The 12,745-nt window shown below is 71.7% G+C and carries 13 protein-coding genes; 8 read left to right on the top strand and 5 right to left on the bottom strand.

The window, feature by feature from the left end:
- Window positions 1-100: 100 nt before the first annotated feature.
- The gene (locus DN051_RS45755) at window positions 101-238 is read right to left on the bottom strand and encodes an LPFR motif small protein (protein WP_199314907.1); all 138 of its coding nucleotides are present in this window, start codon (window positions 236-238) and stop codon (window positions 101-103) included.
- Between the two features lie 252 nt (window positions 239-490).
- Window positions 491-1,288, bottom strand: coding sequence for an enoyl-CoA hydratase/isomerase family protein (locus tag DN051_RS08590; RefSeq protein ID WP_053759008.1), 798 nt, complete (start codon window positions 1,286-1,288; stop codon window positions 491-493).
- A 389-nt stretch (window positions 1,289-1,677) separates the two neighbouring features.
- Here DN051_RS08590 and DN051_RS08585 point away from each other — a divergent pair, with 389 nt between their 5' ends.
- On the top strand, window positions 1,678-2,187 hold the full coding sequence (locus DN051_RS08585) for an ATP-binding protein (RefSeq protein ID WP_053759007.1): 510 nt from the start codon (window positions 1,678-1,680) through the stop codon (window positions 2,185-2,187).
- A gap of 3 nt (window positions 2,188-2,190) precedes the next feature.
- Here DN051_RS08585 and idi read toward each other — a convergent pair whose 3' ends face one another.
- From idi to galE, 3 genes are all read right to left on the bottom strand, one after another.
- Entirely contained in the window at window positions 2,191-2,784 is a 594-nt protein-coding gene (gene idi, locus DN051_RS08580; RefSeq protein ID WP_053759006.1) for an isopentenyl-diphosphate Delta-isomerase, read from the bottom strand.
- Between the two features lie 253 nt (window positions 2,785-3,037).
- On the bottom strand, window positions 3,038-3,976 hold the full coding sequence (locus tag DN051_RS08575) for a cation diffusion facilitator family transporter (RefSeq protein WP_053759005.1): 939 nt from the start codon (window positions 3,974-3,976) through the stop codon (window positions 3,038-3,040).
- A 137-nt stretch (window positions 3,977-4,113) separates the two neighbouring features.
- The gene (gene galE, locus DN051_RS08570; protein ID WP_112438422.1) at window positions 4,114-5,085 is read right to left on the bottom strand and encodes a UDP-glucose 4-epimerase GalE; all 972 of its coding nucleotides are present in this window, start codon (window positions 5,083-5,085) and stop codon (window positions 4,114-4,116) included.
- Between the two features lie 308 nt (window positions 5,086-5,393).
- Here galE and DN051_RS08565 point away from each other — a divergent pair, with 308 nt between their 5' ends.
- From DN051_RS08565 to DN051_RS08535, 7 genes are all read left to right on the top strand, one after another.
- Entirely contained in the window at window positions 5,394-7,184 is a 1,791-nt protein-coding gene (locus DN051_RS08565) for a DUF5941 domain-containing protein (RefSeq protein WP_112438421.1), read from the top strand.
- Complete coding sequence (locus DN051_RS08560; protein WP_053759002.1) at window positions 7,181-7,933, top strand: phosphocholine cytidylyltransferase family protein; 753 nt, start codon at window positions 7,181-7,183, stop codon at window positions 7,931-7,933. Before DN051_RS08565 ends, DN051_RS08560 begins: the two co-directional genes overlap by 4 nt.
- Complete coding sequence (locus tag DN051_RS08555) at window positions 7,921-8,982, top strand: iron-containing alcohol dehydrogenase family protein (RefSeq protein WP_053759001.1); 1,062 nt, start codon at window positions 7,921-7,923, stop codon at window positions 8,980-8,982. Before DN051_RS08560 ends, DN051_RS08555 begins: the two co-directional genes overlap by 13 nt.
- Window positions 8,960-9,739: a CDP-alcohol phosphatidyltransferase family protein gene (locus tag DN051_RS08550; protein ID WP_112438420.1), complete on the top strand. Its 780-nt coding sequence runs from the start codon at window positions 8,960-8,962 to the stop codon at window positions 9,737-9,739. Before DN051_RS08555 ends, DN051_RS08550 begins: the two co-directional genes overlap by 23 nt.
- 8 nt (window positions 9,740-9,747) lie before the next feature.
- Window positions 9,748-10,620: a glycosyltransferase family 2 protein gene (locus DN051_RS08545; RefSeq protein WP_053759184.1), complete on the top strand. Its 873-nt coding sequence runs from the start codon at window positions 9,748-9,750 to the stop codon at window positions 10,618-10,620.
- A 97-nt stretch (window positions 10,621-10,717) separates the two neighbouring features.
- Window positions 10,718-11,647 carry an ABC transporter permease gene (locus DN051_RS08540; protein ID WP_112438419.1) on the top strand — a complete coding sequence of 310 codons (930 nt, stop codon included), beginning with the start codon at window positions 10,718-10,720 and terminating at the stop codon, window positions 11,645-11,647.
- On the top strand, window positions 11,640-12,428 hold the full coding sequence (locus DN051_RS08535) for an ABC transporter ATP-binding protein (RefSeq protein WP_053758998.1): 789 nt from the start codon (window positions 11,640-11,642) through the stop codon (window positions 12,426-12,428). Before DN051_RS08540 ends, DN051_RS08535 begins: the two co-directional genes overlap by 8 nt.
- Window positions 12,429-12,745: the final 317 nt, after the last annotated feature.

The raw sequence follows: 12,745 nt of genomic DNA, 5'->3' as shown, positions 1-12,745 counted from the left end.
GATCCCGTACCGCCTTCTCAACTTCGGGTTGCGCGGCAATTGTGGCAGGTGTCACCGACAGTGGGGGACCAGGGCACGATTGCGGCGAGGCGCGCCTCGGTCACACATGTCGCGCTCCGCGCCGTGCGGACCCCGAGGCGCCGCCGAACAGGCGGGCCAGTGCACGGAAGGGCAGCGTCACGACGGTGGCCACGGCACCGCCGATCCGGCGCAGCACATCCAGGACGGCTCGCAACACGTCGAATCCCCTCTCGTCTGTGTCGACCGTCTTCGTCGGCCCTCGGTCCCGGATACCCGGTCCGTCGGATTGCTCCGTCTGCCGGACGGGTCGCTTGCGGCGGCCGGGCGGTCTCCGGGTACCTCACCCGGTCGCCCGTCATGCACGGACGGACGACACGCGCGCGTGGAGTCCGCTCCGCGGTGCCGGGCGGACCGGGCGACATCAGGAGGGGAGGACGGGCGGGAGCAGGGCGAGCAGGGCAGGGGACGGTCAGGAAGGTTCCTGAAGGGCCGGCCGCCTGTCGTCGCGCTCGGAGTGCGGTGCCGGCGCCGTCCAGGTGAAGCGGGGCGCCCTGCGCTCCAGGAACGCGGCGACCCCCTCCGCGGTGTCGTCACCGGTGCGCGCCTGCTCGCTCCAGTACGCGTCCCGGTCGGCGCGTCCGGCGGTGAACTCCTTCGCCGCCGCCTGCGTCAGCTGCGAGCGGGACACGAGGATCCGGGTGAACTCCGCGACCCGCTCGTCGAGCGCGGCCCCGGGAAGCACCTCGTCCACCAGGCCCGTGCGCAACGCCCGTTCGCTGTCGATCAACTCGCCGGAGAACAGCAGGTACTTGGCGGTCGCCGGACCGACCAGGGCCGTCAGGCGCCGGGTGGCGGAGGCCGGATACACGATCCCGAGCTTCGCCGGCGTGACCCCGAACAGCGCACCCTGCTCGGCGAACCGCAGATCGCAGGCCGCCGCGAGCTGGGCCCCGCCGCCCACGCAGTGCCCGCGGATCGCCGCCAGCGTCGGCTTGGGGAACGCGGCGAGCTCCTCCTCGGCCCGGACCGCGAGCCGCTGCGCCTCCTCGGGTGACTCCCGCAGCGTCGAGATGTCCGCCCCGGCGCAGAACGTGCCGCCCGCCCCCGTCAGGACCAGCGCCCGCACCCGCGGATCGGCGGCCAGGGTGCCCAGCAGCTCCGGCAGCGCCCGCCACATCGCGGCGGTCATCGCGTTGCGCTTCGCCGGATGGTCGATCACGACGGTGGCCACCGAGTCGGCGACATGGTGCGACAGCTGGGCGTTCATGCGCGGGATGCTAGCCGCACGGTGTCTCGCCGCGATCGACGAGGGTGCTGCCGCCCGGCCGCCACGCACGGCCCGGCGACGCCGACGGGGACGCCGGGAGGGTGCGTGGCACGGGATGCCGTCGGGGACGCGGCAGAGGGCGCCACCGGGACGCCGAAGACGGCGCCACCAGGGACGCCGAAGTGGGCGCCGTCAAACCCGTACAACCCGAAGAGTTCGCAAAGTCCGCACGAGTCAGACAGGAGCAGTCCCACAACTGACCGTGTCATACGCCAACGGTCAGAAGCGCTCGATAACAGCTGACTTGTGTTCAGTTCTCCGGCGCGCAGTGCCCCGTTACCAACACTCGACGTGTGGTGACAATCGAGCACAAGGGTGGCGACCGGACGATGGACAATCCAGGGCGCGGGCCCGCCCCACGCCCAGAAGGCGGCACGGACGCACCCGTGGAACCGGGGACGCGCGGTCCGCTGCCGTTCGAAGGGGTGTGGCGGTTCACCGCCCCGGCCGTGGACGCCTCGGTCCCACAGGCCCGGCACGCGGTGCGCGACCTGCTGGTCCGCCAGCGGGTCCCGGTCCCGGACGACCTGGTCCAGGGCCTGCTGCTGATCGTCTCGGAGCTGGTCACGAACGCGGTCCGGCACGCGGCGCTGCTGTCGCCGATGCTCGCCGTGGAGGTCGCCGTGGGTGCCGAGTGGGTGCGGGTCTCCGTGGAGGACAACCACCCCTACCGGCCCACCGCGCTGGAGGCCGACCACGGCCGGACGGGCGGCCGTGGTCTGCTGCTGGTGCGTGAGATCACCCGCGAGGCGGGCGGTGTGTGCGACGTCGAGCACACGTCGAGCGGCGGCAAGGTGATCTGGGCCGCCCTGCCGTTCAGGCCGGCCCGGCTGCCGTAAGGCTCACCAGCCCGCGGACGGGCCGGTCAGCTCCTTGATCGCGGGGCGGGCCGCGTCCAGGACCGTCATGAACCACGCCGAGAAGGTGTCCTTCGCTGCTCGCTCCGCCAGCTCGGCCGGGGTGACGAAGGCCGTGGCGTGCACCTCCTCCGGGTCCGGCCGCAGCGGCGACTGCACCATGCCGACGAAGAGGTGGTTGTACTCCTGCTCCACCAGGCCGGAGGCCGGGTCCGGGTGGTTGTAGCGCACCGTGCCGGCCTCGGCGAGCAGCGACGGCGAGATGCCGAGCTCCTCGTACGTCCGCCGGGCCGCCGCCGCGAAGGGCGCCTCGCCCGGGTACGGATGACCGCAGCAGGTGTTGGACCACACACCGGGGGAGTGGTACTTGCCGAGCGCCCGCTGCTGGAGCAGCAGCCGGCCGTGCTCGTCGAACAGGAAGACCGAGAACGCCCGGTGCAGCTGGCCCGGCGCCTGGTGGGCGGCCAGCTTCTCCGCGGTGCCGATCGTCACGCCGTGCTCGTCGACCAGTTCCAGCAGGACCGCTTCAGTGGTGCCGTTCGACGAGCTGTGCGTCGCGGTGGCAGGTGTGATCGGCATACCCATCCTTCGCCTCGTTCCTCGGGCCCCAGTCTGCCGTACGAATCCGGCACTCCCGGCACTTCGCGGCGCGTCGGCACCGGAAGAGGGGCCCGGTAGGTGATCGTGCCCGGCGCGGCGGCGCGGGAACCGTCCGCGGCGGGGCGTACGACGGTGAGGACGCCGCCGGTCGGCGGACCGCTGCGCTCCGTCGCCGCCCGGCCGGCCGGGCGCGCCGTGATCCGTGGCAGCCCGGCCCGCCGGAGCCGCCGGGTCAGTGGCAGAGCCGCGCCTCGTGCTCCGCGTGCCCGCCCGGTTCCAGCTGGAAGGTGCAGTGCTCCACGTCGAAGTGGTCGCCCAGGCAGCCCTGGAGCTCGTGGAGCATTTTCTCGTGCCCTATCGCGTTCAGGACGTCGGAGCGCACCACCACGTGCGCGGACAGCACCGGCATGCCCGACGTGATCGTCCAGGCGTGCAGGTCGTGCACCTCCTCCACGCCGTCGAGCGCCAGCATGTGCGAGCGCACCTCCGTCATGTCGACGCCCTTGGGGGCCGACTCCAGCAGCACGTCGAGGGTCTCGCGCAGCAGCTTCAGCGTGCGCGGCACGATCATCAGCCCGATCACGAGCGAGGCGATCGGGTCGGCGTACTGCCAGCCGGTGGTGAGGATCACGGTCGCGGAGATCAGCACGGCCACCGAGCCCAGCGCGTCCGCCGCCACCTCCAGGAAGGCGCCGTGCACGTTCAGGCTCTCCCGCCGGCCGCGCATCAGCAGCGAGAGGGAGATCATGTTCGCCACCAGGCCGATCAGGCCGAACACGATGGTCAGACCGCCCTCGGTGCCGGCCGGGGTGATGAACCGCTGGATCGCCTCGTACAGGACGTATCCGCCGACGCCGAGCAGCAGCAGGCAGTTGGCGAGCGCGGCGAGGATCTCCGCGCGGGCGAGTCCGAACGTGCGGTTCCGGCTCGCCGGGAGGTTGGCGAAGTGGATCGCGAGCAGCGCCATGCCCAGGCCGAGCGCGTCGGTCGCCATGTGCGCGGCGTCCGCGATCAGCGCGAGGGAGTCCGCGAGGACACCACCGACGATCTCGACCACCGTCACGGTCAGTGTGATGCCGAGTGCCACCCGCAGCCGGCCGCGGTAGGCGGCGGCCGCCGTACCGGTGACCGGCGCGCCGTGCCCGTGCCCGTGGTCGTGCCCTGCCCCCATGGGAGATCAGCCCTCCTGCGATCGGTTCCGGATCACAGTGAACTACGGGTGGGGGGTATCCGGCAACGCGGCACTGAACACCGTTGTCATGTGCCCTGACCTGCGCAAACGATCCGCAGGTCAGGGGCCTTGGGTGATCATCCGCCGTGGTGCAGCTGCCATCCCCGCCAGGCCGAGTCGACCATCTCGCGCACGGTGCGCCGGGCCGTCCAGCCCAGTTCCTCGGCGGCCCGCGCGGCCGAGGCGACGGCCCGCGGCGCGTCCCCCGGACGGCGTGCCTCGACGAGCGGCGGGCGGGTGTCCCCGGTCGCCTCGCCGATCAGCGTGATCAGCTCCCGCACGGACACCCCCTCGCCGCGGCCGATGTTGACCGTCAGGTCGCCGGAGGCGCCCGGCGCGGACAGCCGCCGGGCCGCCGCGAGGTGCGCGTCGGCGAGATCGGCCACATGGATGTAGTCGCGGACGCAGGTGCCGTCCGGCGTGGGGTAGTCGTCCCCGAAGATCCTCGGGGCCTCGTCGCGGGTGAGCCGGTCGAAGACCATGGGGACGACGTTGAAGACGCCGGTGTCGGCCAGCTCCGGCGCGGCGGCCCCCGCCACGTTGAAGAAGCGCAGGCACGCCGTCGCGATGCCGTGCGCCTGCCCCGCCGCGCGCACCAGCCACTCGCCGGCGAGCTTGGTCTCGCCGTAGGGGTTCACCGGGGCGCACGGCGTGTCCTCCGTGATGAGGTCCACGTCCGGATCGCCGTACACCGCCGCCGACGAGGAGAACAGGAACCGTTCGATCCCGGCCTCGGCGACCGCGTCGAGCAGCGTCGTGAGTCCGCCCACGTTCTCCCGGTAGTACCGGGTGGGCTGTGCCACCGACTCGGCGACCTGCTTGCGGGCGGCCAGGTGCACCACACCCGTCACCGCGTGCTCGGCCAGCACACGCTCGAGCAGCGCGCCGTCCAGTGACGAGCCGCGGACCAGCGGCACGTCCGCCGGGAGACGCGAGGGCACCCCGGCCGAGAGGTCGTCCAGCGCGATCACACGCTCCCCGGCCCCGGTCATGGCCCGCGCCACATGTGCCCCGATGTATCCGGCACCGCCGGTGATCAGCCACGTCATGGCAGCCCACCCTAAGCCCGGCCGCACCGCCGGCCGTCCGCGGTGGAGTGCCGGATGCCGTGAATGCCCGCTTCCGTACACGCGATGTTGTACGACGGGCCGGGCATCCCTGATGATGATCTACGCGGAGGTCCCAGCAGACTGTGTCGACCGGGCCATGAACGGTCGGTGAACACAGGCTTCTCATCATCCGATAGCCTCTGCCGACATGTCGCCCGCCTGGCGCAGCCCATCACGCGGCCCGGCGGTGCGCCCCCACCTTGCACACGGCCGGCGTGGACGCGTCGGAACCCAGGGAGTGAGTTCGGTTGTCGACCGCCATCCTCGCCGGTCAGCCGGTCCCCGGATCGTCGATCGAGGACGATCTGCGGTCCCTCGGCTTCGAGGTGCACACCGCCGCCGATTCCGCCGCCGCCGAGAACCTGCTCGCCCAGGTGCCGGCCGGTGAGCGGGTCGCCGTCGTCGACCCGCGTTTCGTCGGGCACCTGCACGCGCTGCGGCTCGGTCTCACCGACCCCCGCTTCCCGCTCGCCGCGATACCCGGCGCCGTGACCGCGCAGGCGGCCGGCCGGCCCGCCCTGACCCGGGCGCTGGCGCGGGAGAACGCAGTCGGCGGCGGGACGACCCTCGTCGACAGCCTCGCCGACCGGGTGGCCGCCGCCCTCGACACCGATGTGCACCGTCCCGAGCTGGGCAGCCTGGTCGCCGCGGTCCCCGCCGACCCGCAGGCCCGCAACGAGGCACGGCAGGCCGTCGCCGCCGTCGACGACGAGGCCGTGCGCCTGAAGTCGGCCGTGAAGGCCCGTGACGGCTTCTTCACCACCTACTGCGTCAGCCCCTACTCCCGCTATCTCGCCCGCTGGTGCGCCCGCCGCGGCCTCACCCCGAACCAGGTCACCACCGCGTCCCTGGTCACCGCGCTGATCGCCGCGGGCTGCGCGGCCACCGGCACCCGCGCCGGGTTCGTCGCGGCCGGACTGCTGCTGATCGCCTCCTTCGTGCTGGACTGCACCGACGGCCAGCTCGCCCGCTACTCCCTGCAGTACTCCACCCTCGGCGCCTGGCTGGACGCCACCTTCGACCGGGCCAAGGAATACGCCTACTACGCGGGCCTCGCGCTCGGCGCCGCCCGCGGCGGGGACGACGTATGGGCCCTCGCTCTCGGCGCGATGGTCCTGCAGACCTGCCGGCACGTCGTGGACTTCGCCTTCAACGAGGGCAACGCCGGGGACGCCGCCAACACCAGTCCCACCGCCGCCCTCTCCGACCGGCTCGACAGCGTCGGCTGGACGGTGTGGGTGCGACGGATGATCGTTCTGCCGATCGGGGAGCGCTGGGCGCTGATCGCCGTCCTGACCGCGGTCACCACTCCGCGCATCACCTTCGTCGTCCTGCTGATCGGCTGCGCCTTCGCCGCGACGTACACCACCGCGGGCCGTGTCCTGCGGTCGCTGACCCGCAGGGCCCGGCGCACGGACCGGGCTGCGCGGGCGCTCGCGGACCTCGCGGACAGCGGCCCTCTCGCGCTGGCGGCGGCCCGGTTCGTGCGCGACCGGGTGCGGATCCCCGCCCCGCCGGCCGCCGCGGCCGGCGGACTGCTCGTAGTGATCCCCGCCGCACTTTGGGGCGCCTCATGGCAGACCGCGCTCGGCGCGCTCGGCTACGCCGGACTGTCCGCCGTGGCCGTCGCCCGTCCGCTCAAGGGCGCCCTGGACTGGCTGGTCCCGCCGTTCTTCCGCGCCGCCGAGTACGGCACCGTCCTCCTCCTCGCGGCTGAATCGGACGTGAACGGAACGCTTCCCGCGGCTTTCGGGCTGGTGGCCGCCGTCGCCTACCATCACTACGACACGGTCTACCGCATCCGCGGCGACGCGGGGGCGCCCCCGCACTGGCTCACGCGGGCGATCGGGGGGCACGAGGGACGCACGTTGCTGGTCGCCCTGCTGGCCGTACTGCTGACCGCCGCGCAGTTCAAGGTCGCGCTCACGGTTCTCGCCGTGGCCGTCGCCCTGGTGGTGCTCGTCGAGAGCATCCGCTTCTGGGTGTCCGCCCACCGGGGCGGCGCGCCCGCCGTACACGACGAAGGAGAACCCGCATGATCGGCCTCGTGCTGGCGGCCGGCGCCGGCCGGCGTCTGCGCCCCTACACCGACACCCTGCCCAAGGCACTGGTGCCGGTGGGGCCCGCGGGCAGCGAGGACGGCCCCACGGTTCTCGACCTGACGCTCGGCAACTTCGCCGAGGTCGGACTGACGGAGGCCGCGATCATCGTCGGCTACCGCAAGGAGGCCGTGTACGCGCGCAAGGAGGAGCTGGAGCGCACGTACGGTCTGCGGCTCACCCTGATCGACAACGACAAGGCCGAGGAGTGGAACAACGCCTACTCCCTGTGGTGCGGCCGTGACGCCCTCAAGGACGGCGTGATCCTCGCCAACGGCGACACCGTGCACCCGGTCTCCGTGGAGCGGACACTGCTCGCCGCCCGTGGCGACGGCAGGCGGATCATCCTCGCCCTCGACGACGTGAAGTCGCTGGCCGACGAGGAGATGAAGGTCGTCGTCGACCCCGCCCGGGGCGTCCGGCGGATCACCAAGCTGATGGACCCGGCCGAGGCCACCGGCGAGTACATCGGCGTCACCCTCATCGAGGGCGACGCCGCCCCCGAGCTGGCCGACGCCCTGCGGACCGTGTGGGAGACCGACCCCCAGCAGTTCTACGAGCACGGCTACCAGGAGCTCGTGAACCGCGGCTTCCGGATCGATGTGGCACCCATCGGCGACGTGCCGTGGGTCGAGATCGACAACCACGACGATCTCGCCCGGGGACGGGAGATCGCGTGCCAGTACTGACCCGGCTCATACCGTCGCCGGTCGTCGTGGACATCCGTCCGGGTGCCCTCGACGATCTGGCCGGTGTGCTCGCCGACGAGCGCATCTCGCACTCGGGCAAGCTCGCGGTCGCCGTCAGCGGCGGCTCCGGCGCCCGGCTGCGCGACCGCGTCGCCCCGCAATTGCCCGGCGCCACCTGGTACGAGGTGGGCGGCGGCACCCTCGACGACGCCGTCCGGCTGGCCGCCGACATCAGGGCGGGCCACTTCGACGCGCTCGTCGGCCTCGGCGGCGGCAAGATCATCGACTGCGCCAAGTTCGCCGCGGCCCGTGTCGGGCTGCCGCTGGTCGCCGTCCCCACGAACCTCGCGCACGACGGCCTGTGCTCCCCGGTGGCCACCCTCGACAACGACGCGGGACGCGGCTCGTACGGCGTGCCCAACCCGATCGCCGTCGTGATCGACCTGGACGTCATCCGCGAGGCACCGGTCCGCTTCGTCCGGGCCGGCATCGGCGACGCCGTCTCCAACATCTCCGCCATCGCCGACTGGGAGCTCGCCCACCGCGTCAAGGGCGAGAAGATCGACGGACTCGCCGCGGCCATGGCCCGTCAGGCGGGCGAGGCGGTGCTCCGGCACCCGGGCGGCATCGGCGACAACGACTTCCTGCAGGTACTGGCCGAGGCGCTGGTCCTCAGCGGCATCGCCATGTCGGTGTCGGGCGACTCCCGCCCCTCCTCCGGTGCCTGCCACGAGATCAACCACGCCTTCGACCTGCTCTTCCCCCGGCGGGCCGCCGCCCACGGCGAGCAGTGCGGGCTCGGCGCGGCCTTCGCGATGTATCTGCGCGGGGCGCAGGAGGAATCCGTGTACATGGCGGGGGTGCTGCGCCGGCACGGGCTGCCGGTGCTCCCGGAGGAGATCGGCTTCACGCCCGACGAGTTCGTCCGGGTCGTGGAGTACGCGCCGCGGACCCGGCCCGGCCGCTACACGATCCTCGAGCACCTCGACCTGCAAACCCACCAGATCAAGGACATCTACGCGGACTATGTCAAGGCCATCGGTAGCTGAACTCCGGCCGGTCGTCCACCCCGCGGGGGTCAAGGACCGGCGCAGCGGTGAGCACTGGGCGGGACGCCTCTACATGCGCGAGGTGTCGCTGCGGGTCGACCGCTACCTGGTGAACACCAGGATCACGCCCAACCAGCTCACGTACCTGATGACCCTCTTCGGCGTCCTCGCCGCCCCGGCGCTGCTGGTGCCGGGCATCGCTGGCGCCGTGCTCGGCGTGCTGATGGTCCAGCTCTACCTGCTGCTCGACTGCGTCGACGGCGAGATCGCGCGCTGGAAGAAGCAGTTCTCGCTCGGCGGGGTCTACCTGGACCGGGTCGGCGCCTACCTGTGCGACGCCGCGGTGCTGGTCGGCTTCGGGCTGCGCGCCGCCGACCTGTGGGGATCCGGCCGGATCGACTGGCTCTGGGCCTTCCTCGGCACCCTGGCCGCGCTCGGCGCGATCCTGATCAAGGCCGAGACGGACCTCGTGGGCGTCGCCCGCCACCAGGGCGGACTGCCGCCGGTCAAGGAGGCCGCGTCCGAACCGCGCTCCTCGGGCATGGCGCTGGCCCGCAGGGCGGCCGGGGCGCTGAAGTTCCACCGGCTGGTGCTCGGCATCGAGGCGTCGCTGCTGATCCTGCTCCTCGCGGTGCTGGACGCGGTGCGCGGCGATCTGTTCTTCACCCGGCTCGGGGTCGCCGTCCTGGCCGGTATCGCCCTTCTCCAGACGCTGCTGCACCTCGTGTCCGTCCTGGCCTCCAGCAGGCTCCGGTGAGCGCCGGGCTGAAGGTCGGGGCGGTCATCATCACGATGGGCAACCGCCCCGAGGAACTGCGCGCCCTGGTCGACTCGGTCGCCAAGCAGGACGGCGACCCGATATCCGTGGTCGTGGTCGGCAACGGATCACCCGTGCCCGAGGTCCCCGACGGCGTCCGTACGGTCGAGCTGCCGGAGAACCTCGGCATCCCGGGCGGCCGCAACGTCGGTATCGAGGCCTTCGGTCCGAGCGGCCGCGAGGTCGACGTCCTGCTCTTCCTGGACGACGACGGCCTGCTCGCCCGCACCGACACCGCGGAGCTGTGCCGCGAGGCCTTCGCGGCCGACGCGCGGCTCGGCATCGTCAGCTTCCGCATCGCCGATCCGGACACCGGTGTCACCCAGCGCCGCCACGTGCCCCGGCTGCGCGCCTCCGACCCGATGCGGTCCTCCAGGGTCACCACGTTCCTCGGCGGCGCCAACGCCGTGCGCACCCAGGTCCTCGCCGAGGTCGGCGGCCTGCCGGACGCGTTCTTCTACGCGCACGAGGAAACCGATCTGGCGTGGCGGGCCCTCGACGCGGGCTGGATGATCGACTACCGGTCCGACATGGTGCTGTACCACCCGACGACCGCGCCCTCACGGCACGCGGTCTACCACCGCATGGTCGCCCGCAACCGCGTCTGGCTGGCCCGCCGCAACCTGCCCGCCGCCCTGGTGCCGGTCTACCTGGGCATCTGGCTGCTGCTCACCTTGCTGCGCCGCCCTTCGCGGCCCGCCCTGCGGGCCTGGTTCGGCGGCTTCCGGGAGGGCTGGCGCACTCCTTGCGGCCCCCGCAGGCCCATGAAGTGGCGTACGGTGTGGCGGCTGACCCGGCTGGGCCGACCACCGGTGATCTGACAAGCTCGTCCCTGAGAGCATTCGGGCGCATGGCTCGGCTCCCGGCCCATGCCCTGCCCGTACAGGCCGCGCATCTCGAAGACGAAAGTTTCCACCAGTGAGTGAGACAACGCACGACGGCGGAGTCGCGGTGACCGCGCCTCCGTCACCCGACGAAGGACTGTCCCCGGCACGGCTCGCCGAGAAGTACGGCCTGTCCGTCAGCGGCGCCCGGCCCTCCCTCGTCGAGTACGTCCGCCAGCTCTGGGACCGGCGGCACTTCATCCTCGCCTTCTCGCGCGCCAAACTGACCGCCCAGTACAGCCAGGCCAAGCTCGGCCAGCTGTGGCAGGTGGTCACGCCGCTGCTCAACGCCGCCGTGTACTTCTTCGTCTTCGGCGTGATCCTCGAAGCGGACCGCGGCATGCCGCGCGAGGTGTACATCCCGTTCCTGGTCACGGGCGTGTTCGTGTTCACCTTCACGCAGAGCTCCGTCATGGCGGGCGTGCGCGCGATCTCCGGCAACCTGGGCCTGGTGCGCGCCCTGCACTTCCCGCGCGCCTCGCTGCCGATCTCCTTCGCGCTCCAGCAGCTCCAGCAGCTGCTGTTCTCCATGATCGTGCTGTTCACGGTGACGTGTGCGTTCGGCAGCTTCCCGGACCTGTCCTGGCTGCTGATCGTCCCGGTGCTGGCGCTCCAGTTCTGCTTCAACACCGGGCTCGCCCTGGTCATGGCCCGGGCCGGCGCCAAGACCCCGGACCTGGCGCAGCTGATGCCGTTCGTGATGCGTACCTGGATGTACGCGTCCGGGGTGATGTACTCCATCCCGATCATGCTCGCCGACAAGCCGCAGTGGATCGCCACCGTGCTGCAGTGGAACCCGGCGGCCGTCTACATGGACCTGATGCGCTTCGCGCTCATCGACGGCTACGGCTCCGAGAACCTGCCCGACCACATCTGGGCGGTCGCCGGCGGCTGGGCCGTGCTCTTCGCGCTCGGCGGCTTCGTGTACTTCTGGAAGGCGGAGGAGAGGTACGGCCGTGGCTGAGTCCGCTCCCGAGCAGAGCATCCCCACCGTCATCGCGGACGAGCTGCACATCGTCTACCGCGTCAACGGCGCCAAGGCCGGCAAGGGCAGCGCCACCGCCGCCCTGAGCCGCATGCTCAAGCGGGGGTCCGACGACGCGGCGCGCGGGGTGCGCAAGGTGCACGCCGTACGAGGTGTGTCCTTCATCGCCCACCGGGGCGAGGCGATCGGTCTGATCGGCTCCAACGGCTCCGGCAAGTCGACGCTGCTGCGCGCCATCGCCGGTCTGCTGCCGGCCGAGAGCGGCAAGGTCTACACCAACGGCCAGCCGTCCCTGCTCGGTGTGAACGCGGCCCTGATGAACGACCTGACCGGTGAGCGGAACGTCATATTGGGCGGCCTCGCCATGGGCATGTCGCGCGAGCAGATCAAGGAGCGCTACCAGGAGATCGTCGACTTCTCGGGCATCAACGAGAAGGGCGACTTCATCACGCTCCCGATGCGGACCTACTCCTCCGGTATGGCGGCCCGCCTGCGCTTTTCCATCGCGGCGGCGAAGGACCACGACGTCCTGATGATCGACGAGGCGCTGGCCACCGGCGACCGCAAGTTCCAGAAGCGCTCCGAGGAGCGGATCCGGGAGCTGCGCAAGCACGCCGGCACGGTGTTTCTGGTCAGCCACAACAACAAGTCGATCCGCGACACCTGCGACCGCGTGCTGTGGCTGGAGCGCGGTGAGCTGCGCATGGACGGCCCGACCGACGAGGTCCTGAAGGAGTACGAGAAGTTCACCGGCAAGTAACACGGCATTCGGGGCTTCGCCGGAACCGGTCCGGCGGGGCCCCGCGTCGTCCGTCAGGGGTCCGGCCGTCGGCAAAGGATGCGTCAACTCCGGTCGCCCGCAGGATGCTTGACAACGATCGGTGTGTTGTTGTGATGCGGGGGACACCCCCACGGTCCACGTCGCGTTGTACAACGTAAGCTGTACCGGTGCCGAATCACGGCAAGTAGGGCCATAATGCGCGACACCTTCCACCGGGCAGCCGCACGGAACCACGGGCGGCGTGTCCGAAATAGTGTGTATTGGGTCCGCAGTGTAGAACGGGAGATGTGACGGCA

Origin of the sequence: Streptomyces cadmiisoli, from assembly GCF_003261055.1 — a bacterium.
GTDB lineage: Bacteria > Actinomycetota > Actinomycetes > Streptomycetales > Streptomycetaceae > Streptomyces > Streptomyces cadmiisoli.
This window is presented reverse-complemented; position numbering and strand designations above follow the sequence as displayed.

What these genes read in the sequence shown, in the direction of transcription:
- DN051_RS08590 (WP_053759008.1), bottom strand. Translation starts at nt 1,288, where the DNA reads ATGAACGCCCAGCTGTCGCACCATGTCGCCGACTCGGTGGCCACCGTC.
- DN051_RS08585 (WP_053759007.1), top strand. Translation starts at nt 1,678, where the DNA reads ATGGACAATCCAGGGCGCGGGCCCGCCCCACGCCCAGAAGGCGGCACG.
- idi (WP_053759006.1), bottom strand. Translation starts at nt 2,784, where the DNA reads ATGCCGATCACACCTGCCACCGCGACGCACAGCTCGTCGAACGGCACC.
- DN051_RS08575 (WP_053759005.1), bottom strand. Translation starts at nt 3,976, where the DNA reads ATGGGGGCAGGGCACGACCACGGGCACGGGCACGGCGCGCCGGTCACC.
- galE (WP_112438422.1), bottom strand. Translation starts at nt 5,085, where the DNA reads ATGACGTGGCTGATCACCGGCGGTGCCGGATACATCGGGGCACATGTG.
- DN051_RS08560 (WP_053759002.1), top strand. Translation starts at nt 7,181, where the DNA reads ATGATCGGCCTCGTGCTGGCGGCCGGCGCCGGCCGGCGTCTGCGCCCC.
- DN051_RS08550 (WP_112438420.1), top strand. Translation starts at nt 8,960, where the DNA reads ATGTCAAGGCCATCGGTAGCTGAACTCCGGCCGGTCGTCCACCCCGCG.